Genomic DNA, 19,596 nt, shown 5'->3' with positions numbered 1-19,596 from the left:
CCATACTTATCGTATACGATTTCGTACATCAGTAACGAACTCATCGACGAGGAGACAACGGCATGACCATGGAGTCCCAGACCCGGACAGCGAGTGCAGAATTGCTTGCCCGCACCCGCAAGGTCATCGCCGTCCACATCAACTACCCAAGCCGTGCCGCCCAGCGGGGCCGCACGCCGCAGCAGCCCTCCTACTTCCTGAAGCCGCCGTCGTCGCTCGCGTTGGGATCGGTTGACGCACCGGGCACCATCGAGCGTCCCCTCGGGTGTGAACTGCTTGGGTATGAGGGCGAAATCGCGCTCATCATCGGCAATCCTGCACGCAGGGTGAGCCTCGAAGACGCTTGGGGGCATGTCGCTTGGGTTACCGCCAGCAATGACCTCGGAATTTATGATCTGCGCTACGCAGACAAGGGCTCAAACGTCCGCTCCAAGGGCGGGGACGGCTTCACACCGGTTGGCCCTGAGCTGATCCCGGCGGGCGAAATCGACCCCGCCGCGATGCGACTGCAGACCTGGCACAACGGTGAACTCGTGCAGGACGACACCACCGAAGACCTCCTCTTCCCATTCGCGCAGCTCGTCGCTGACCTGTCGCAGCTCCTCACCCTCGAGGAAGGCGACATGATCCTCACCGGCACGCCGGCGGGTGCCTCCGTGGCCAGGCCGGGCGACGTCGTCGAAATCGAAGTCACCGCAGGCGGATACAGCAGCGGCAAGCTCACCACCCGCGTGGTGGAAGGAACGACGCCGTTCGCTGACTTCGGCGCGCAGCCCAAGTCGGACGACTCACAACGCGAGGAGGCCTACGGTTCCCGTGAGGCCGCCGGCCTGGAGCCGGCCACGCAGGCGCTGCCCCCGGAACTGAAGAAGAAACTGGAGAGCGTCGCCACTGCCACACTCTCCTCCCAGCTGCGCAAGCGGGGGCTGAACAACGTCAGCATCGACGGCCTGCAGGCCACGCGACCGGACCGCCGCGTCGTCGGCCTGGCACGCACCCTGCGTTACGTCCCCAATCGTGAAGACCTCTTCAAGACCCACGGCGGTGGATTCAACGCGCAGAAGCGCGCCATTGATTCAGTGAACGACGGCGAAGTCCTCGTCATGGAGGCACGCGGCGAGAAGGGCACGGGAACAGTAGGCGACATCCTCGCCATGCGCGCCCAGGTGCGCGGAGCGGCCGCGATCATCACGGACGGCGGCGTCCGCGACTACTCGGCCGTCGCCGACCTCGATATGCCCACCTACTTCGCCAACCCCCATCCCGCGGTGCTCGGCCGCCGGCACGTCCCGTGGGACACCGACATCACCATCGCGTGCGGCGGAACCACCGTACAACCCGGCGACATCATCGTGGCCGACTCCGACGGCATCCTGGTGATCCCGCCCGCACTCGCCGAGGAACTCGTGGATGACTGCATCCAGCAGGAGAAGGAAGAGACCTTCATCTTCGAAATGGTCAAGCAGGGCAACAGCGTTGACGGGCTCTACCCCATGAACGCGGACTGGAAGGCGAAGTACCAGGAGTGGACTTCAGCGGAAGGAGAAACCGGTGAGTGAAACCGCCGTCGCACGATCCGCCGTCGTACAGGAAGCCGGCGAGACCAAGGCGGGCAGCAAGTCAGAGCAGGCCTATACCTCTATCAAGGCACGCATTGTGGAGGGGACCTTCTCCCCCGGCTACCGGCTGGTGCTGGCGAAGATCGCCGAAGACCTCGGCTTCAGCGTGGTGCCCGTACGTGAAGCGATCCGGCGTCTGGAAGCCGAGGGGCTCGTGAAGTTTGAGCGCAACGTCGGCGCCACGGTCTCCGGGATCGACCCGACGGAGTACCTCTACACGATGCAGACGCTCAGCATCGTGGAGGGAGCGGCCACCGCGCTATCAGCACCGTTGATCGATTCCACGGCGATCGGCCGCGCCCGTGCCGTGAACGAGGAGATGCGGAACTGCCTCGACCACTTCGACCCGGTCCGCTTCACCTCGCTCAACCAGGACTTCCACAGCGTCCTCTTCGAGCACTGTCCGAATCCGCACATCCTCGATCTGGTCCACCGCGGCTGGAACCGGCTGGCTTCGCTGCGGTCGTCAACCTTCCGGTTTGTCCCCGGACGCGCACATGAATCCGTGCGCGAACACGAAGCGCTGCTTCAACTCATCGAATCCAATGCCGACGCCGACGCCATCGAGCGCGCGGCCCGGCAGCACCGCTCCGCCACCCTCGACGCTTACCTCGCGCAAGCGCCCGCCACCACTGAATAAATCCCAGCAGTCAGGAAGAGAAACAATGACGTCCACCGTCCCTGAAACCACCCACTACGTGCCCAAGGACCTGCCCACGCACATCCAGCACTACATCAACGGGAAGTTCGTCGACTCCGTCGGCGGGAAAACCTTCGATGTTCTGGACCCGGTGTCCAACAGCAACTACGCCACCGCTGCAGCAGGCCAGAAGGAAGACATCGATCTGGCAGTCGCCGCCGCGCGCGAAGCCTTCGTCAACGGCCCGTGGCCGAAGATGAAGCCCCGCGAGCGTGCCCGCGTCCTGAACAGGATCGCCGACGCCGTCGAAGCGCAGGAATCGCGCCTCGCCGAACTCGAAACCTTCGACACCGGCCTGCCCATCACCCAGGCAAAAGGCCAGGCCTTGCGTGCGGCCGAGAACTTCCGCTTCTTTGCGGACCTCATCGTGGCCCAGTTCGACGACGCCATGAAGGTTCCCGGCTCCCAGATCAACTACGTGAACCGGAAGCCCATCGGTGTTGCCGGGCTGATCACGCCCTGGAACACACCGTTCATGCTTGAGTCCTGGAAGCTCGCCCCGGCGCTGGCGACCGGCAACACTGTAGTCCTCAAGCCCGCCGAGTTCACTCCGCTCTCCGCTTCCCTGTGGGCCCAGATCTTCAAGGACGCGGGCCTGCCCGACGGCGTCTTCAACCTGGTCAACGGTCTCGGTGAGGAAGCCGGTGACGCCCTGGTGAAGCACCCGGACGTTCCGTTGATCTCCTTCACCGGTGAAACCACCACCGGCCAGACGATCTTCCGCAATGCCGCCGCCAACCTCAAGGGCCTCTCGATGGAACTCGGCGGAAAGTCACCCTGCGTGGTGTTCGCTGATGCGGACCTCGACGCCGCGATTGACTCCGCGCTCTTCGGCGTGTTCTCCCTCAACGGCGAGCGCTGCACCGCGGGTTCGCGCATCCTCGTGGAGCGGGCCGTCTACAACGAGTTCTGCGAGAAGTACGCTGCCCGCGCGAAGACCATCGTCGTGGGTGACCCACACGACCCGAAGACTCAGGTCGGCGCGCTGGTCCATCCCGAGCATTACGAGAAGGTTGCCTCCTACGTGGAGATCGGCAAGTCCGAGGGCCGGCTCCTCGCCGGCGGCGGACGCCCCGAGCACCTTCCGGAAGGCAACTACATCGCACCGACCGTTTTTGCCGACGTCGCACCTGAGGCACGCATCTTCCAGGAGGAGATCTTCGGTCCCGTCGTCGCGATCACCCCGTTTGAGAACGACGACGAAGCGCTCGCCCTGGCGAACAACACCAGGTACGGCCTGGCGGCCTACATCTGGACACAGAACCTGACCCGCGCGCACAACTTCTCCCAGAATGTGGAGGCCGGCATGGTGTGGCTCAACAGCCACAACGTCCGCGACCTCCGTACCCCGTTCGGTGGAGTAAAGGCCTCCGGCCTGGGCCACGAGGGCGGTTACCGCTCGATCGACTTCTACACCGACCAGCAGGCCGTGCACATCACGCTCGGCCCTGTTCACACCCCGAAGTTCGGCAGCGTCGAAGACTCCGCCGCCAACGAGGGCTAACCACCCCCTTCCTGCTCAAAGAAGAGAGAACATCATGACCAACTTCGTACCCACCCCCTCGGTCCCGGCTCCGGACATTGTCCGCTGCGCCTACATGGAGATCGTGGTCACTGACCTCGTCAGGTCGCGCGAGTTCTACGTCGACGTCCTCGGTCTGCACGTCACCGAGGAAGACGAGAACAACATCTACCTCCGTCCCCTTGAGGAATTCATCCACCACAATCTGGTGCTGCGGAAGGGACCGGTGGCCGCGGTCGCCGCCTTCGCCTACCGCGTGAAGTCACCCGCCGAGGTGGACGCCGCGGAGGCCTACTACAAGGAACTGGGTTGCCGGACCGAGCGCCGCAAGGAAGGCTTCACCAAGGGCATCGGCGATTCCGTCCGCGTCGAGGACCCGCTGGGCTTCCCCTACGAGTTCTTCTACGAGGTGGAGCACGTCGAGCGCCTCACCCAGCGCTACGACCTCTACTCCGCCGGCGAACTGGTGCGCCTGGACCACTTCAACCAGGTCACCCCGGACGTGCCGCGCGGCCGCAAGTACCTCGAGGATCTGGGCTTCCGGGTCTCCGAGGACATCCAGGATTCCGACGGCGTCACGTACGCCGCTTGGATGCACCGCAAGCAGACCGTCCACGACACCGCGCTGACCGGCGGCAATGGCCCCCGCATGCACCACGTTGCCTTCGCCACCCACGAGAAGCACAACATCATCCAGATTTGCGACAAGATGGGCGCGCTGCGCATCAGTGACCGTATTGAGCGCGGTCCCGGCCGTCACGGTGTGTCCAACGCGTTCTACCTCTACATCCTGGACCCGGACGGTCACCGCATCGAGATCTACACGCAGGACTACTACACGGGTGATCCGGACAACCCCACGATCACCTGGGATGTCCACGACAACCAGCGCCGCGACTGGTGGGGCAACCCGGTTGTTCCCTCCTGGTACACCGAGGCGTCCCTCGTCCTGGACCTCGACGGCAACCCGCAGCCGGTCATCGAGCGCGAGGAGAAGAGCGAGATGGCCGTCACGGTCGGCGCTGACGGTTTCTCCTACACCCGCAAGGACGGGTCGCCGGAGGGCGACCGGACGGGCTTCAAGCTGGGAGCGCAGCTGTAGCCATGCTGGACGACGCGACGATTGAGGCCATTGCAGACGAACTGGTGGAGGCCGGCCGCAGCCGCACCCCCATTCCCCGGCTGACCGCCCGCTACCCGGACATGACCGTCGAGGACTCCTATGCTGTCCAGCAGTTGTGGCGCCGGCGCAACGAGGAAGCCGGTCGCACCCTGGTGGGACGCAAGATCGGCCTCACGTCCAAGGCCATGCAGGCAGCCACCGGGATCACCGAGCCGGACTACGGCGCCATCTTCGATGACATGGTGCTGGAAACTGGCTGCTCGGTGGAGTGGGACAAGTACACCCACCCGCGCGTCGAGGTGGAGCTGGCGTTCGTGTTGAAGGACGGGCTGAAGGGCCCGGGCTGCACTATCTTCGACGTCCTGAACGCAACGGACTACGTGGTTCCGGCCCTCGAGATCCTGGATTCCCGGATCGAGATGGAAGGCCGGACCATCGTGGACACCATCTCGGACAACGCCGCGATGGGTGCCATGGTGGTGGGCGGGCGTCCGGTGAAGCCGGACGCCGTCGACCTCCGCTGGGTCGCCGCCATCCTCTACAAGAACCAGACCGTGGAGGAGACGGGCGTCGCGGCCGGTGTGCTGGACCACCCTGCGGCCGGCGTCCACTGGCTGGCCAACAAGATTGCGGCCCACGGGGACAGCCTCAAGGCCGGGGACATCATCCTCGCCGGTTCCTTCACCCGTCCCCTCTGGGTTCACAAGGGCGACACCGTCCACGCCGATTACGGACCACTCGGAGCTGTGACATGCCACTTCCACTAGAGACCACCTTCCGCGACGCGCTCCGCAAGCAAAGCGGTAAAGCAGGCCGGCCGCTGGCGGGAATGTGGGTGTGCTCGGGCAGCCCGCTGATCGCGGAACTCTGCGCGGGAGCCGGTCTGGACTGGCTCCTCGTCGACGCCGAGCACAGTCCGAACGGACTCGAGTCGATCCTCGCCCAGCTCCAGGCGATCCACGGTTACCCCGTCTCCACAATGGTCCGGCCGCCCGTGAACGACACTGTCCTCATCAAGCAGTACCTGGACATCGGTGTGCAGAACCTGCTCATCCCGATGGTCCACTCTGTCGCGGAAGCCGAGGCCGCTGTGGCCGCCACGCGATACCCGCCGGAGGGTGTGCGCGGGGTCGGTTCGGCGCTGGCGCGCGCGGCGCGCTGGAACCGGGTGCCGGACTACCTGGCCCGGGCCTCCGACACGATCACCGTGACAGTGCAGATCGAGTCCGCGGCCGCCGTCGAAGCCGTGGAGGACATCCTCAAGGTCGACGGTGTGGACGCCATCTTCGTCGGCCCCTCCGACCTCGCGGCTTCCATGGGCGTGCTCGGCCAGCAGGAGCACCCCGAGGTTCGCGCCGCCGTCGAACGCTGCCTTGAGGCAGCGCAAAAAACCGGGAAGCCGGCGGGCGTGAACGCCTTCAATCCTGATACCGCCCGCCACTACCTGGACGCCGGGGCCGGCTTCATCCTGGTGGGTGCCGACGTCGCCCTGCTGGCTCGGGGCTCAGAAGCCCTCGCCGCCCAGTTCATCCCCGCACCCGATGGCGATACTCCCAACAGCTACTGACCTTCGAAGGGCACCCCATGACAGTTTCCCCAGCGCACTCCTCTGCCGTCTCGTCTGAACGCGAAGCCCGGCTCCTCTCCACCGTGCCCACCGGCCTCCTGATCGGCGGCCAGTGGGGGGACGCGTCCGACGGCGGCACTTTCGACGTGCGTGACCCCGCCACCGGCGAGGTGCTCGCCACTCTTGCCTCAGCGACCAGTGAGGACGCGGTCGCCGCCCTCGATGCCGCCGATGCAGCTCAGGCGTCCTGGACGCGGACCGCTCCACGCGAACGTGCCGAAATCCTGCGCCACGCGTTCGACCTGGTGACGGAGCGCGCCGAGGACTTCGCGCTGCTGATGACACTGGAAATGGGCAAGCCGCTGGCCGAAGCACGCGGCGAAGTGACCTACGGCGCCGAATTCCTGCGCTGGTTCTCGGAGGAGGCCGTACGCGACTACGGCCGCTACCTCACCACCCCTGAGGGCAAGAACAAGATCCTGGTCCAGCACAAGCCGGTCGGCCCCTGCCTGCTCATCACGCCATGGAACTTCCCGCTGGCGATGGCAACCCGGAAGGTGGCTCCCGCCGTCGCAGCCGGCTGCACCATGGTGCTGAAGCCTGCGAAGCTCACGCCGCTGACAGCACAGCTGTTCGCCCAGACCATGCTCGACGCCGGCCTGCCCGCGGGAGTGCTCAACGTCGTACCTTCCTCCAGTGCCTCCGGAATCTCCGGGCCGCTGTTGAAAGATTCCCGGCTGCGCAAGATCTCCTTCACGGGCTCAACGCCGGTCGGCAAACGCCTCATGGCAGATGCCGCACAGAACGTGCTGCGCACCTCCATGGAGCTGGGCGGCAATGCGCCGTTCATCGTGTTCGACGACGCGGATCTCGACAGGGCCGTTGAGGGAGCAATGGCCGCGAAGATGCGCAACATGGGCGAAGCCTGCACCGCCGCGAACCGCTTCCTCGTGCAGGAGTCCGTCGCGGAGGAATTCACCGCAAGGTTCGCCGCCGCCATGGGGTCGTTGACCACGGGGCGCGGCACCGAGCCCGGAACGCAGGTAGGCCCGCTGATCGACGGTGATGCCCGGGACGACGTGCACGCTTTGGTCAGCGCCGCCGTCGACGCCGGTGCCACAGCCGTGACCGGCGGCTCACCAGTTGAAGGGGCAGGTTACTTCTACCCCCCGACGGTCCTCGGCAACGTGCCCAACAACGCCGACATCCTCCGTCAGGAGATCTTCGGTCCGGTAGCACCCGTAACAACGTTCGCCACCGAGGAGGACGCGATCCGCCTCGCCAACGCCAGCGAGTACGGCCTGGCCTCCTACCTGTACAGCAGGGACTTCAATCGCCTGCTGCGCGTAGCCGAACAGATCGAATTCGGCATGGTCGGATTCAACGCCGGTGTCATCTCCAATGCGGCAGCGCCCTTCGGCGGTGTGAAGCAGTCCGGGCTGGGCCGCGAGGGCGGCTCCGAGGGAATCGCGGAGTACACCACAACGCAGTACATCGGGATCGCGGACCCCTACGCCAACTGATCCCCCGGAACTTTTGTGCGGCTGTGGTGACTCTGCAGCCGCTTGGGCCGCCGTGGTTGCGCAAAAGTTGCGGTATGGACCGCTGCCGCTAGCCGGAGAGGTGGTTGGGGAGGCTGCTTCCCGGCGCCCGGCCCCGGATTTCCAGCAGTTCCCTGGCGTGCGCTGCCAGGCGCTTGTCCTCTTCCGAGCGCGGTTCCCACGGTGGAACCGGCACCGCGGTACCTGACTCATCCCTGGCCACCATTACGGTGAGGCAGTACGTGGTGAGTTGCATGTCCCGTCCGGTCGGCTTGCCGGAGCGGACATGGACGGCGATGTGCATGCCCTTGTTGCCCGTGTAGACCAGGCGTGCCTCCACCTCCACGAGATCGCCGATCAGCAGCGGCCGGTAGAAGCGTACGCCGCCGGAGAAGACGGCCACCGTATCCTGGCCGCAGTAGCGCGTGGCGCAGATGTAGGCGGCTTCATCGATCCAGTCCATGACGGTGCCGCCGTGCACCTTCCCGCCCCAGTTCACGTCCGTGGGTGCGGCGAGGAAGCGGAGGGTTACGCGTTCAGCGGTGCCGGCGCCGGTATATTCCTGCCCGTTCATGGCGGCGACGATGGCATCGCGCACCTCGATCCGGGCAATAGCCTGGTCGCGCAGCTCGATCTCTTTGGGAGTCTCCGGCTGGAACTGCGGCACCGGTACGGGTTTGCCGTCCGGTCCCACTGCAACGAAGATCACGAGGCACTGGCTGCGCATCGTCGCCTCGCCGCCCTTGACGTCCCCCGAGGAGACGATGGTGCGGATGTGGAGCGAGGACCTGCCGGTGTAGACGATGGTCGCTTCGACTTCGACCATGTCGCCGACGTTCACCGGGTCCGCGAAGTGGATATTCCCTACGTACGCCGTCACGCAGTAGCTTTTGGCCCAGCCGACGGCGGCCGCGTATGCCGCCTTGTCCACCCACTCGAGCACCGTTCCGGCGTCCACGGAGCCGCTGTGTCCGAGGTCCGTGGGAGCGGCGAGAAAGCGCAGCGTCACTGAGTGCGGGTTGGGGCGTTCAGTCGTTTCGGCGCGCCCTCGCGTCCCGGTATCCATGGTTTTTACGGTAGCGGAAGGAGGCCTTTACGCACGGGTTGTGACTCCTCCGGCCGCCCTGCTCATGAACGGTCGGACACCCCCTGCTCCCCTGACGCGCGTGCGCAGTGGGCGCAGCAATACATGGTTCCGTCACTTTCGACTCCGTGGCCGAGGATGCGGCAGTTGCAATGCGCGCAGCTCGGAGCCATCGCATGAACGGCACATTCGAAACTGTCGAAGGTGCCCCGGGACTCGCCCCTGGTCACGGTGAAGGTCTTGTCGTACTCATTACCGCAGGTGTCGCACGTTGCCATGACTACTCCCTAGGTTTTGCTGTGATCTAACTCACACAACAAGCCTACTCTCCCTCGAGCAGGAGGAGGGTCGGCGAAGGTTCGACCAGGCATGCAGCAATTCTCCTGTGCGACCTTGGGGGAGCTTTGATACGCGCGGGGGCGGAAACTCCAACGCAATTCTCAGGTTCCGGGTGTACCGTGGCGCGAAGGATCCATTCCGCGTTACCACCAGAACGAGGAAGTTTGTGATGACTCCTACAGGGCAAAAATCATGGCGTCAGTGGACTCCGGCAGCCGTCGCTGCCGGGGCGGTAGGCGCAGCGGCGCTGGTGGCTCCGTTCAGCGCCAACGCAGCGGTTGACCTTCCTGACAAGACCGCCGAGGAAGTCCTCGCGCTCGTCCAGGAGAAGAACGCGGACGTGTTCTCCGGCACCGTGGAGCAAAGCTCAAACCTCGGCCTTCCCGACCTCTCCACTCTTGAGGCGACGGGCGGAGGAGGCGGCTATAACGACGACGGCGAAACCTTACCGGCGAGCGCCGCCGTCGAACTTTTGACCGGCTCCCACACCGCCCGGGTATTCGTCAACGGGCCCGAACAGGCACGCCTGCAGGTGCTCGACCGGCTTGAGGAACGCAACGTTATCCGCAACGGCGATGACCTCTGGTACTACAACTCGGATGAAAATGAAGCCATCCACGCCACCCTCGAGGGCCATGACAAGCCCCACGGCGGGACCCACGCACCCAACGACGTCGCCGCGCATTTCCTCGAGAAGGTCGACCCGTCCACTGAGGTCACCGTCGGGTCCGACCGCATGGTCGCCGGGCGCCCGGTCTACGATCTGGTCCTGACACCGCGCTCAACTGACACGCTCGTGGGTTCCGTGACCATCGCCGTCGACGGCGAAACCGGCCTCCCGCTCGGTGTTACGGTGGCGACCGCCGGCAACGGTGCCCCGGCGTTCAGCTCCACCTTCACCAAGATCAGCTACGAGGAACCCGCCGCGGACGTATTCGCGTTCACCCCGCCGGACGGTGCCACCGTCACCGAGATCGAGCACGACGGGCACAAGCACGGACACGGGCACTGGGACGGGCACAAGCACGGCCACATGCATGATCATGCCGACATGGATGCTGCGGCGGCAGAAAAGCCGACGGTCGTCGGCGAAGGCTGGGACGCCGTCGTCGTTGTTCCTGCCGGGCAGCAGCAGATCCCGGAAGAGCTGATGCAGCTCAGTACGCCGGTCGACGGCGGCCAGCTTCTCTCCACTGCGCTGGTGAACGTGCTGATCACTGACGACGGCCGCATCATCGCCGGTTCAGTCACCGTTGAACGCCTGCAGGCAGTAGCCGCGCAAGCGTGAGCGGGGGCGCCGACCTCGTCATCGAGACAGCAGGCCTGACCAAGCGGTTGGGCGGACGGAACGTGGTCAACGGGATCGACCTCGCGGTGCCGCGGGGTTCGGTCTTCGGCTTCCTCGGTCCCAACGGTTCCGGGAAAACCACCACCATCCGCATTCTACTCGGCCTGGTGTCCGCCAGCTCCGGGGATGTCCGGGTGCTCGGTAAGTCCATTCCACGGGCACTCCAGGAGGTGCTCCCCCGCGTCGGAGCCCTCGTGGAGGGTCCCGGCTTCTATCCGTTCCTCTCCGGCACCGCGAACCTGCTCCGCCTCGACGCCGCCGACCGCTACGTCTCCCCCTCCACACGTCGGCAGCGTGTTGAAACGGCACTCGACCGGGTCGGGCTCTCGCAGACGGCAAACAAGGCAGTAGGCCGCTATTCGCTTGGCATGAAGCAGCGCCTCGGGATCGCGAACGCGCTCCTCACGCACCGGGACCTGATTGTCCTCGACGAACCCACCAACGGCCTCGACCCGCAGGGCACCCGCGAGGTCCGGCACCTCGTCCGGTCCCTGACGGAGGAGGGCACCACGGTGTTCGTCTCGAGCCACCTGCTCACGGAGGTCGAGCAGATCTGTTCCCACGCCGCGGTGCTCAGCGCCGGCTCCCTCGTGGCGCAGGGCAGCCTGGAGGAACTGCGCCGCTCCGGCGAACCCCGTATCCGCGTGGTCACCCCGGATGTGCCGGAGACCCACGCCGTCCTGCGGCGCCTCGGAACCACACCCGACGACGACGGCGCCCTCAACGGCGCGCACAGCGTCACCGCGCTGCTCCCCGCCGGACTGCCGCCGGACCGAGTGGTGCGGGCGCTGGTCGAGGCGGACGTCCGCGTGAACGGCTTTACCGTGGATCAGGCCGGCTTGGAGGATCTTTTCGTTGCGCTCACCGGGGAGGGGTTCGACGTTGTCCAGTGACACAGCGTCTACCAGTACAAGGACGGCGTCAACGCGGCGTAGGTCTTTCGGCTGGCGTTTCCTCGCGTCCGAACTGTCCGTGCTTTTCCGTAGACGCCGCACGTGGGCGCTGCTGGCCGCGCTCGCGGCGATTCCGGTGCTCATTGCCATTGCCGTGAAGCTTTCCTCCGGCCCGTCCCGGGGGCGGGGACCGGCGTTCCTCGACCAGGTCAGCCAGAACGGATTGTTCGTTGCGGTCGTCGCGACCATCGTCGCTATTCCGCTGTTCCTGCCGTTGACGGTCGGGGTGGTCGCGGGCGACACGGTCGCCGGTGAAGCAAGCACCGGCACGCTGCGGTACCTGCTCATGTCTCCGGTGGCGCGCGGGCGGCTGCTGATCGTGAAGTATGTGGGCGCCGTCGTCTTCTGCCTGGCGGCGACCTTCACCGTAGCGGCGGTGGGCACGCTCATGGGTGCGCTGCTGTTCCCGGTTGGGCCGGTGACCCTGCTGTCGGGCACGAGCATCGAGGTACCCGAAGCGCTGCTGCGCATTGCACTGGTGAGCCTCTACGTGACACTGTCCCTGTTGGGGTTGTGCGCCGTCGGGCTGTTCATGTCCACGCTGACCGACGTCCCGGTGGGAGCAATGGCTGCGACCGTGGTGGCGTCAGTGGTCAGCCAGGTGATCGGGCAGCTTCCGCAGCTGGAGTGGATCCATCCGTGGCTGCTCACCCAGTACTGGCTGGGCTTCGCGGACCTCCTGCGCGACCCGATCGTGTGGGACTCGTTCACCGCGAACGCCCTGCTGCAGGCGGGCTACATCGTGGTGTTCGGTGCCCTCGCCTACGGTCGCTTCAGCACCAAGGACGTGCTCGCGTAAGGCTCCCCGTCGGACATCACGAGCTGCTACTGCCTTTCTGCCCGCCAGGCGTCGATCTCGGCAAGAAGCTCCCCGCGGCGCATGTCGGTGATGAAGGCGGAGCGCACTGAGTTCGTGGCGAGTTGTGCCAGCTGAGCGTCAGTGAAATCGAAGACCGCCTGGAGTTGCGCGAAGTTGTCATCCACATAACCGCCGAAATACGCGGGATCATCCGAGTTCACGCACACGTTCAGCCCGCGCTCCATCATGCGGGGCAGCGGATGATCGGCGAGCGTGTCGACAGCCCGCAGACGCACGTTCGAGAGCGGACAAACAGTCAGCGGCGTCTGCTCTGTCACGAGCCGTTCCACCAGTTCCTCGTCCTCCATGCACCGGATGCCGTGGTCAATCCGCGAGACCTTCAGCAGATCGAGTGCCTCCCGGATGTGCTCCGGTGGGCCCTCCTCCCCTGCGTGGGCAATGCACTTCAGACCTGCCTCGTGGGCCCGCTCGTACAGGGTTACGAAGTTCCGCGGCGGATGGCCTACTTCCGCCGAATCCAGGCCGATGCCGATGATCGGAGCATTAGTCGCCAGCAGTTGCTCGAGTACTGCCAGTGCTTCCTCGGCTGGTTCATCACGAAGGAACGCGGCGATCAATTCGGTGCTGATGCCGTACTCCTCCTCGCTGCCCTGCAGTGCGGAAGCCACCCCGTTCACGCAGGTGGCGAGTGATATTCCGCGCGAGAGGTGCGCCTGGGGGTCCATCATGATTTCGGCGTGCCGGACCCCCGCCGCCGCGGCGCGCGAAAGGTAGGCGCGGGTCATATCCGCGAAATCCTGCTCGGTTTGCAGGACAGCCATGTTCTCGTAGTACAGGTTCAGAAACGCCTGCAGATCCGCGAACTGATACTGCCGGCGCAAATCCTCAACATCCGCGTAGGGCAGCTCGATGCCGTTCCGTCTGGCGAGCGCGAAGATCAGGTCCGGCTCCAGCGTCCCTTCAATATGCAGGTGCAACTCGGCCGTAGGCAACACAGACATGGCAGCTCTCTCTTTCGGGTGTGCGGCATGGATGCTCAAGCATGAAGAGGACTACGCTAGCGCGGTCTGCCGCATTGATGAAAGGATCACACCCATGACTGACAACGCCGCTGAGAGCACGCACACGCACCACGCCGACCCTCGCGAGGCGGTCATCGAACCTGCCCCGCACGCCGGACACGCGGCGAACATCCGCGAGGAGCAGGGGACGCACGAGGCCGGCGCCGTCCCACCGGCCTATGTTGGCGAGGGCGAACCCGGGAACAGGCCGGAAGACGCCGCCGACGACTCAGGCCACTGGGACGAGCTGGGCCGGGAAAACCCCTAGACCAGGGCGCCGTCCAGTACGGTCACGTCGACGTCCTTCGAGCGGTGGTCGTACCGGAAGGTGACCACACCGCCGTCGTGCTGGAATACGTGGTTGGCGCCGTCCCGGACGCCGAACGCGCCGTAGTTCTCTTCCCAGGAATGGTCGATGGCGACCTTGTACTCGTAGGTGCCGGCCGGCAACTGCGCGGTCAGTTCCCAGCGCTGCGAGACGGGGCTGTAGGCCATCTGGACCTGCTCGGCTGCCGGTGCCCAATCTTCGGCGCCCAGGCGGTGGCCGAAGTTGCCGGCGAGAGCAACGCCGTTGGGCGCTGCAGCGTAACGCGAGCCTTCCTCGGTGACGGTCCAGCCGGCGCGGCCCTTGACGATGAGGCCGGACTTCACGAGCGAGGCTGTGGCCGCCGTCAGGCGCTTGACGCCGCGGGCGGCGCCGCCGCTGAGGACTTCGCTCTCCCACTCGCTGAGCGGAACGCGGCTCACCGCTTCTGCCAGCACGTCGGTGCCTTTCACAGATTCTCCGCGCTTTTCAGCCAGGATCTGGACGATGGCCTTCAGTCGACCGGCAGTGTTGTCTTGAGCACTCATGTGTGGACCTCCAAGTAGCTGTGCTTCCATAAGAATTTTGACAGCGCTTGCTCCTAATCTCGGGAGCCCCGGCGGCGTTCGGCATGTCGTGTCGGAATGTGACCTGAACCTGTTCCACCATCACAGGTAGATTCCATAAAGTGAGAAAGAAATTTCGCAAAACCTATGGCGCACGTCACAAACCACTGCTAACGTCATGTAACGAAGCCAACGGCGGGCTCCGCGAACCGGAGCTATCTACCAGGTGGACCTGCAAATCCCCATACCGCAGCAGTCTGGTCGCATGACACCGCTCCCTCGTTGGCGCCCGTGGACTCGAGTGATTGCTGCCCCACGTTTCGGGAGTATCACCGTGACTACCACCACCAAAGAAGAGCAGTTCCTCTCCAGAGCCATTTCCCTGGCAACTGACAATGTTTCCAATTCCGGTGGGCCGTTCGGCGCGCTCATCGTGACACTCGACGGCAAGGCATTCGAAGGAGTCAACCGGGTCACCGCCAACAATGATCCGACGGCGCACGCCGAGGTCATGGCGATCCGCAACGCCTGCGCGGCCCTCGAAACCTTCGACCTGTCCGGCAGTACCCTCTACTCCAGCTGCGAACCGTGCCCGCTCTGCCTGTCGGCCGCCCTCTGGGCCCGGGTGGACGCCGTCGTCTTCGCTGCCGACCGGACCGACGCAGCCAAAGCCGGTTTCGACGACGCGGTGTTCTATGACTACTTCGCCACGCCTGTGGAGGACCGGTCGATGCCGGTGCGCCATCACAAACTCACTCCGTCGGCGCAAGTAACCGCCACGGCACCCTTCGAAGCGTGGAGCACTCTCGCCGCGCGCGTGGATTACTAGGGAGCACGCCATGGCTATTCTCACCGAGACCGGCGGCCACCCCGAGCCCTCCGGCCGGGGTTCCACCCGTCAACCCGTTCGCCCGGCGGCGCTGACCCCGCTCGACCGATACTTCAAGATCACCGAACGCGGCTCGACGAAGAGCCGTGAGGTCCGCGGCGGCTTCGTCACGTTCTTCACGATGGCCTATATCGTCATTCTCAACCCGCTGATCCTCGGCGGATTCAGTCCCGACGCCGCTGCGCTCGACGTCGAGGGAGGCTGGCTTCAGGCCACCCAGATTGCCGCCGTGACCGGGCTGACTGCCGGTGTCATGACCATTCTCTTCGGTGTTGTTGCCAACCTCCCGTTCGGCATTGCTGCCGGACTGGGGATCAACTCGTTCCTCGCCGTGTCTGTGGTCGGCGACGTTACCTGGGCCGAAGCGATGGGGTTGGTCGTCATCAACGGCCTGTTGATCGTGCTCCTGGCGGTCACCGGCCTCCGATCCGCAATCTTCAACGCGGTTCCACGGCAACTCAAGGCTGCGATCACGGTGGGAATCGGCCTGTTCATCGCCTTCATCGGCTTCGTGGACTCGGGGTTCGTCACCCGCACGCCGGGCGGTCCGCCAGTGCAAATGGGCGACGGCGGCTCCATCACCACTGTGCCGACCGTGGTCTTCATCATCGGCCTCATCACCATGGGGATCCTGATCGCCCGAAAGGTTCAGGGCGGCCTGCTCATCGGTATCATCGTCACCACGGTGATCGCGATCATCGTCGAAATGTCGCTGCGGCTCGGCGCGGGCGGACCGGACAATCCCACCGGCTGGCACCTCAACGCGCCGGTCATTCCCTCGAACATCGTCTCGCTTCCGGACTTCAGCCTGGTGGGGGCGTTCGACCTCTTCGGTGCGTTTGACCGCATCGGCGCGCTTGCCGCGACGATGCTGGTGTTCACCCTGGTCTTCACCAACTTCTTCGACGCCATGGGCACTATGACCGGCCTCGCAAAGCAGGCCAGGCTGACGGACAAGCGCGGTAACTTCCCCCGCCTGAAGTCGGCACTGGTGATCGAGGGTGTGGGTGCGGTTGCAGGCGGTGGATCGTCGGCGTCCTCCAACACCGTGTTCATCGACTCGGCAGCCGGCATCGGTGAGGGCGCTCGGACGGGTCTCGCCTCGGTGGTGACCGGCGCGCTCTTCCTGGCGGCCATGTTCTTCACCCCGTTGACCGCGGTGGTGCCGCTGGAGGTAGCGGCGGCGGCCCTCGTCGTCGTCGGTGCCATGATGGTGGCGCAGATCCGCGAGATCGACTTCCGCAACTTCTCGATCGCACTGCCCGCATTCCTGACCATCGTGACCATGCCGCTGACGTACTCGATCGCGAACGGCATCGGCGCCGGGTTCATCAGCTGGGTCATCATCCGCGCATCGTCCGGGAAAGCGCGCAAGATCCATCCGCTCCTGTGGGTGGTGGCCGCGGGGTTCCTGGTCTACTTCGCCCGCGGACCGATCACGTTGTGGATGGGCGGCTGACCCGGACCTTCCACACTCCCCCTCCGGCATCGTTCCACTTCGGGACGGTGCCGGAGGAGCGCGGCGACCGTGTGAGGCTTACGCTATCCATTGACGCCTAAGGTCTCAGCGGGCGCTTCAAAGATGCACGTCGCGATGCTAACCGGGGAGAGATCTTTCATGGCGCAAACACCCTCCATACGCCCACCCATGGGTTGGAACAGCTGGGACTGTTACGGAACCACCATCACGGAAGCAGAAGTGCTTTCGAACGCACAATTCATGGCGGACTTCCTCCTCCCTTACGGGTGGGACACCGTGGTCGTCGACATTGACTGGTCGGACCCTGATGCCCGTTCGCACGGTTACAACCCGGGGGCTTCGCTGTTCGTCGATGACTACGGTCGGCTCATCCCGGATCCTGTCCGGTTTCCCAGCTCTTCCGGCGGCGCGGGCTTTAGGCCGTTGGCCGATAAGCTGCACACCCTCGGACTGCGGTTCGGCATCCACACCATGCGAGGCATACCGCGCCGAGCAGTTGAGCTCGGCACCCCGGTACTCGGGACCAGCGTCTCCGCCGCCGAAATAGCAGATCCGAGCAACGTCTGCGAGTGGAACCCGGACATGTTCGGGCTCGACCTCTCGCACCCCGCAGCGCAGGCCTACTATGACTCGACTCTTGAGCTTTACGCCGACTGGGGCATCGACTTCATCAAGGCCGATGACATGCTGTGGCCATACCAGAGCGGGGATATCGAAGCTTACAGCCGGGCGATCGCCCGGACGGGGCGTGCGATTGAGCTGAGTCTGTCACCCGGCCGAGACCTGTCCCTCTCACATCTGGATCACCTCCGCCAACATGCCACGATGTGGCGCATCTGCGACGATCTGTGGGACAACTGGGACGACGTGCAGGGGAACTTCGCCCGCTTCGCGCGCTGGGCTCCAGTCGCCGGTCCCGGTGGGTGGCCTGACGGCGATATGTTGCCGCTCGGTCGGCTGGGCATCCGCGCGGAACGCGGAGAACCCAGGGACGACGGACTCACGCCCGCCGAACGCATCTCCCTGCTCACTCTGTGGGTCATCGCCCGATCACCACTGATGATCGGAGGCGATCTTCCGACATCCGATCCGGAAACCATCGCGCTATTCACCAAACCGGACGTATTGGCGTTGCACGCGGAAGCCACCGCGAGCCGCGAAGTGTTCCGCGAGAACGGGCTCGTCTTATGGACGGCCGACGGTCCCGACGGCGTACAGTGGGCTGCCGCGTTCAACCTCCGCGACGAAGCCCGTTCACTCGCCCTCGATGTGCGCAGCATTGGACTGCCTCTGTCAGCGCATGGTCAACTTCGCGGCAGCGTGACCAACGTCTGGACAGGGGACCCGTTACCGGCAACAGCGGTTACCCGACAGAACGACGACGCACGCGGCGTCGCGCCTGGCAGCGTTGCGCTCCAAGCTGATCTGGAAGCGCATGGCGCGCTTCTCATCCGCTTCGATCCCCGTTGACGCTTACAGTCCCTGCAGTCAGCTTTCGCAGTCGGCGCAGAACTGCGCGCCGTTTTTCTCCCGGGCCAGCTGGCTTCGGTGCCGTACCAGGAAGCAGGACATGCAGGTGAACTCGTCCGCCTGGGCGGGGATCACGTGGATCTGGAGTTCCTCTTCGAGCATCGCGCCCGGCAGGTCGAACCCCTCAGCGGTGTCCGCTTCATCGACGTCGTTCACGGCTGTCTTCGCGGCGGAACTACGCTCAGCCTTCAGCGCCTCAAGCGACTCGTTTGCGGGCTGATCTTCTTCACGGACGCGCGGGGCGTCGTAGTCTGTAGCCATATGTGGTGCTGATCCTCCTTATAGATGCGGTGCAACAGCGTACATGCACATGAGTCATTTCGCATCGCCCTCCAACGTCTGTTCGCTCGTGGCAGGAGAGGAGAGGCTCCGCAGCAGATCCGCCGCCGCACTCACCGCGATGACCGCCGGCGCCTTCCCCGTCACATCCGGCAACCCGATGGGGCACTGGATCCGCTCAATCTCGGCCTCGGCGTACCCCTCCGCCCCCAACTTCTGCCGGAACCGTGACCATTTCGCCCGCGATCCGATCAGCCCAACGCTCCCCAGATCCCCCCGGCGAAGTGCTGCATCACACAGCAGGAAATCCTCGGAGTGGTCGTGGCTCATGATGAATACGTGCGCGCCGGCGGGCAGTTCACCCAGGAAGGAATCCGGCACCGGAGTGTGCACCACGTGCACGTTTGCCACACCGGAGGTCACATCGGCAAGACGCTCGGGCTGCAGCTGCTCAGCCCTGCTATCCACCAGGTACAGATTCATGGGCAGCCGCGACAGGATCCTGCCGAGCTCATACCCCACATGCCCGACGCCGAACACCGCCACCGTGGGCAGCGACAGGAACGGCTCAAGCAGCACCCGCACCTTCCCACCGCAGCATTGCCGGCCGTGCTGCGTCACCGCATGCTCACTCAGGGAGAACTCGGCGTTCTCCGTCTCCGCGACGCCCGCGGCCATCATCTCCCGCGCGCGGTCGATCACCGTGGCCTCGAGGTTGCCGCCGCCGATGGTGCCCCAGGTGGAAGATGCGCCCACGACCATTTTCGCCCCGGCTTCCCGAGGTGAATGCCCACGTACCTCCGACACAGTCGCCAGCACACCCGGCAGACCCGAGGACCTCAGGTGCTGCAGCGCCTCCAGCCAGTCCATG

20 protein-coding genes are annotated in these 19,596 nt (G+C 65.1%); 14 read left to right on the top strand and 6 right to left on the bottom strand.

The window, feature by feature from the left end:
• The first annotated feature begins 62 nt into the window (after positions 1–62).
• From AC5RTB_RS07895 to AC5RTB_RS07865, 7 genes are read left to right on the top strand one after another with little or no spacing between them, the layout of a single operon-like run.
• A complete protein-coding gene (locus tag AC5RTB_RS07895) occupies positions 63–1,559 on the top strand; it encodes a fumarylacetoacetate hydrolase family protein (RefSeq protein ID WP_494060516.1) in 1,497 nt (498 codons plus the stop codon).
• A complete protein-coding gene (locus tag AC5RTB_RS07890; RefSeq protein ID WP_494060515.1) occupies positions 1,552–2,259 on the top strand; it encodes a GntR family transcriptional regulator in 708 nt (235 codons plus the stop codon). The genes AC5RTB_RS07895 and AC5RTB_RS07890 overlap by 8 nt, the downstream gene beginning before the upstream one ends.
• 25 nt (positions 2,260–2,284) lie before the next feature.
• Positions 2,285–3,823 (top strand): 5-carboxymethyl-2-hydroxymuconate semialdehyde dehydrogenase, encoded by a 1,539-nt coding sequence (gene hpaE / locus AC5RTB_RS07885; protein ID WP_494060514.1) that lies wholly within the window; start codon positions 2,285–2,287, stop codon positions 3,821–3,823.
• A gap of 34 nt (positions 3,824–3,857) precedes the next feature.
• Positions 3,858–4,943, top strand: coding sequence for a 3,4-dihydroxyphenylacetate 2,3-dioxygenase (gene hpaD / locus AC5RTB_RS07880; RefSeq protein WP_494060513.1), 1,086 nt, complete (start codon positions 3,858–3,860; stop codon positions 4,941–4,943).
• Between the two features lie 2 nt (positions 4,944–4,945).
• The gene (gene hpaH / locus AC5RTB_RS07875) at positions 4,946–5,731 is read left to right on the top strand and encodes a 2-oxo-hept-4-ene-1,7-dioate hydratase (protein ID WP_494060512.1); all 786 of its coding nucleotides are present in this window, start codon (positions 4,946–4,948) and stop codon (positions 5,729–5,731) included.
• On the top strand, positions 5,716–6,531 hold the full coding sequence (locus tag AC5RTB_RS07870) for an HpcH/HpaI aldolase family protein (protein WP_494060511.1): 816 nt from the start codon (positions 5,716–5,718) through the stop codon (positions 6,529–6,531). Before hpaH ends, AC5RTB_RS07870 begins: the two co-directional genes overlap by 16 nt.
• A gap of 17 nt (positions 6,532–6,548) precedes the next feature.
• Positions 6,549–8,054 (top strand): NAD-dependent succinate-semialdehyde dehydrogenase, encoded by a 1,506-nt coding sequence (locus AC5RTB_RS07865; RefSeq protein ID WP_494060510.1) that lies wholly within the window; start codon positions 6,549–6,551, stop codon positions 8,052–8,054.
• Between the two features lie 88 nt (positions 8,055–8,142).
• Here the strand turns inward: AC5RTB_RS07865 and AC5RTB_RS07860 are convergent, their stop codons facing one another.
• Both AC5RTB_RS07860 and AC5RTB_RS07855 read right to left on the bottom strand, forming a co-directional pair.
• A complete protein-coding gene (locus AC5RTB_RS07860; RefSeq protein WP_494060509.1) occupies positions 8,143–9,138 on the bottom strand; it encodes an acyl-CoA thioesterase in 996 nt (331 codons plus the stop codon).
• 62 nt (positions 9,139–9,200) lie between these two features.
• Positions 9,201–9,434 (bottom strand): metallothionein, encoded by a 234-nt coding sequence (locus tag AC5RTB_RS07855; protein WP_494060508.1) that lies wholly within the window; start codon positions 9,432–9,434, stop codon positions 9,201–9,203.
• 230 nt (positions 9,435–9,664) lie between these two features.
• Between AC5RTB_RS07855 and AC5RTB_RS07850 the strand changes: the two genes are divergently transcribed.
• The 3 genes from AC5RTB_RS07850 to AC5RTB_RS07840 are packed head-to-tail and all read left to right on the top strand — an operon-like array spanning position 9,665 to position 12,595.
• Positions 9,665–10,783, top strand: a complete 1,119-nt coding sequence (locus AC5RTB_RS07850) for a LolA family protein (RefSeq protein ID WP_494060845.1) — start codon at positions 9,665–9,667, stop codon at positions 10,781–10,783.
• Complete coding sequence (locus AC5RTB_RS07845) at positions 10,780–11,736, top strand: ATP-binding cassette domain-containing protein (protein WP_494060507.1); 957 nt, start codon at positions 10,780–10,782, stop codon at positions 11,734–11,736. Before AC5RTB_RS07850 ends, AC5RTB_RS07845 begins: the two co-directional genes overlap by 4 nt.
• On the top strand, positions 11,726–12,595 hold the full coding sequence (locus tag AC5RTB_RS07840; protein ID WP_494060506.1) for an ABC transporter permease: 870 nt from the start codon (positions 11,726–11,728) through the stop codon (positions 12,593–12,595). Before AC5RTB_RS07845 ends, AC5RTB_RS07840 begins: the two co-directional genes overlap by 11 nt.
• 26 nt (positions 12,596–12,621) lie before the next feature.
• On the opposite strand, the gene AC5RTB_RS07835 is transcribed toward AC5RTB_RS07840, so the two are convergent.
• The gene (locus AC5RTB_RS07835) at positions 12,622–13,617 is read right to left on the bottom strand and encodes an adenosine deaminase (protein ID WP_494060505.1); all 996 of its coding nucleotides are present in this window, start codon (positions 13,615–13,617) and stop codon (positions 12,622–12,624) included.
• Positions 13,618–13,711: 94 nt separating this feature from the next.
• Here AC5RTB_RS07835 and AC5RTB_RS07830 point away from each other — a divergent pair, with 94 nt between their 5' ends.
• Positions 13,712–13,945 carry a hypothetical protein gene (locus AC5RTB_RS07830; RefSeq protein WP_494060504.1) on the top strand — a complete coding sequence of 78 codons (234 nt, stop codon included), beginning with the start codon at positions 13,712–13,714 and terminating at the stop codon, positions 13,943–13,945.
• Here the strand turns inward: AC5RTB_RS07830 and AC5RTB_RS07825 are convergent.
• Positions 13,942–14,529: a pullulanase X25 domain-containing protein gene (locus AC5RTB_RS07825; protein ID WP_494060503.1), complete on the bottom strand. Its 588-nt coding sequence runs from the start codon at positions 14,527–14,529 to the stop codon at positions 13,942–13,944. The genes AC5RTB_RS07830 and AC5RTB_RS07825 overlap by 4 nt on opposite strands.
• A gap of 352 nt (positions 14,530–14,881) precedes the next feature.
• Here AC5RTB_RS07825 and AC5RTB_RS07820 point away from each other — a divergent pair, with 352 nt between their 5' ends.
• The 3 genes from AC5RTB_RS07820 to AC5RTB_RS07810 all read left to right on the top strand — a co-directional run bounded on the left by AC5RTB_RS07820 (position 14,882) and on the right by AC5RTB_RS07810 (position 18,386).
• Positions 14,882–15,376: a nucleoside deaminase gene (locus AC5RTB_RS07820; RefSeq protein WP_494060502.1), complete on the top strand. Its 495-nt coding sequence runs from the start codon at positions 14,882–14,884 to the stop codon at positions 15,374–15,376.
• Positions 15,377–15,386: 10 nt separating this feature from the next.
• Positions 15,387–16,895, top strand: coding sequence for an NCS2 family permease (locus AC5RTB_RS07815; RefSeq protein ID WP_494060501.1), 1,509 nt, complete (start codon positions 15,387–15,389; stop codon positions 16,893–16,895).
• A gap of 159 nt (positions 16,896–17,054) precedes the next feature.
• Entirely contained in the window at positions 17,055–18,386 is a 1,332-nt protein-coding gene (locus AC5RTB_RS07810) for an alpha-galactosidase (protein WP_494060500.1), read from the top strand.
• Positions 18,387–18,404: 18 nt separating this feature from the next.
• On the opposite strand, the gene AC5RTB_RS07805 is transcribed toward AC5RTB_RS07810, so the two are convergent.
• Together AC5RTB_RS07805 and xdhC are read right to left on the bottom strand one after the other, a co-directional pair.
• Complete coding sequence (locus AC5RTB_RS07805; RefSeq protein ID WP_490892667.1) at positions 18,405–18,707, bottom strand: DUF4193 domain-containing protein; 303 nt, start codon at positions 18,705–18,707, stop codon at positions 18,405–18,407.
• Between the two features lie 54 nt (positions 18,708–18,761).
• A complete protein-coding gene (gene xdhC / locus AC5RTB_RS07800; protein ID WP_494060499.1) occupies positions 18,762–19,595 on the bottom strand; it encodes a xanthine dehydrogenase accessory protein XdhC in 834 nt (277 codons plus the stop codon).
• Between the last annotated feature and the right edge of the window lies 1 nt (position 19,596).

The organism is Arthrobacter sp. M71 S08, assembly GCF_059089725.1.
The sequence above is the reverse complement of the archived record's forward strand: the minus strand, read 5'-3'. Positions and strand labels throughout refer to the sequence as shown.

Bases quoted from the DNA above. Each gene is read 5' to 3' on its own strand.
- AC5RTB_RS07835 (WP_494060505.1), bottom strand. From the start codon at position 13,617: ATGTCTGTGTTGCCTACGGCCGAGTTGCACCTGCATATTGAAGGGACG.
- AC5RTB_RS07815 (WP_494060501.1), top strand. From the start codon at position 15,387: ATGGCTATTCTCACCGAGACCGGCGGCCACCCCGAGCCCTCCGGCCGG.
- hpaH (WP_494060512.1), top strand. From the start codon at position 4,946: ATGCTGGACGACGCGACGATTGAGGCCATTGCAGACGAACTGGTGGAG.
- AC5RTB_RS07860 (WP_494060509.1), bottom strand. From the start codon at position 9,138: ATGGATACCGGGACGCGAGGGCGCGCCGAAACGACTGAACGCCCCAAC.
- AC5RTB_RS07825 (WP_494060503.1), bottom strand. From the start codon at position 14,529: ATGAGTGCTCAAGACAACACTGCCGGTCGACTGAAGGCCATCGTCCAG.
- AC5RTB_RS07810 (WP_494060500.1), top strand. From the start codon at position 17,055: ATGGCGCAAACACCCTCCATACGCCCACCCATGGGTTGGAACAGCTGG.
- xdhC (WP_494060499.1), bottom strand. From the start codon at position 19,595: ATGGACTGGCTGGAGGCGCTGCAGCACCTGAGGTCCTCGGGTCTGCCG.
- hpaD (WP_494060513.1), top strand. From the start codon at position 3,858: ATGACCAACTTCGTACCCACCCCCTCGGTCCCGGCTCCGGACATTGTC.
- AC5RTB_RS07850 (WP_494060845.1), top strand. From the start codon at position 9,665: ATGACTCCTACAGGGCAAAAATCATGGCGTCAGTGGACTCCGGCAGCC.
- AC5RTB_RS07855 (WP_494060508.1), bottom strand. From the start codon at position 9,434: ATGGCAACGTGCGACACCTGCGGTAATGAGTACGACAAGACCTTCACC.
- hpaE (WP_494060514.1), top strand. From the start codon at position 2,285: ATGACGTCCACCGTCCCTGAAACCACCCACTACGTGCCCAAGGACCTG.
- AC5RTB_RS07865 (WP_494060510.1), top strand. From the start codon at position 6,549: ATGACAGTTTCCCCAGCGCACTCCTCTGCCGTCTCGTCTGAACGCGAA.
- AC5RTB_RS07870 (WP_494060511.1), top strand. From the start codon at position 5,716: ATGCCACTTCCACTAGAGACCACCTTCCGCGACGCGCTCCGCAAGCAA.
- AC5RTB_RS07805 (WP_490892667.1), bottom strand. From the start codon at position 18,707: ATGGCTACAGACTACGACGCCCCGCGCGTCCGTGAAGAAGATCAGCCC.
- AC5RTB_RS07830 (WP_494060504.1), top strand. From the start codon at position 13,712: ATGACTGACAACGCCGCTGAGAGCACGCACACGCACCACGCCGACCCT.
- AC5RTB_RS07895 (WP_494060516.1), top strand. From the start codon at position 63: ATGACCATGGAGTCCCAGACCCGGACAGCGAGTGCAGAATTGCTTGCC.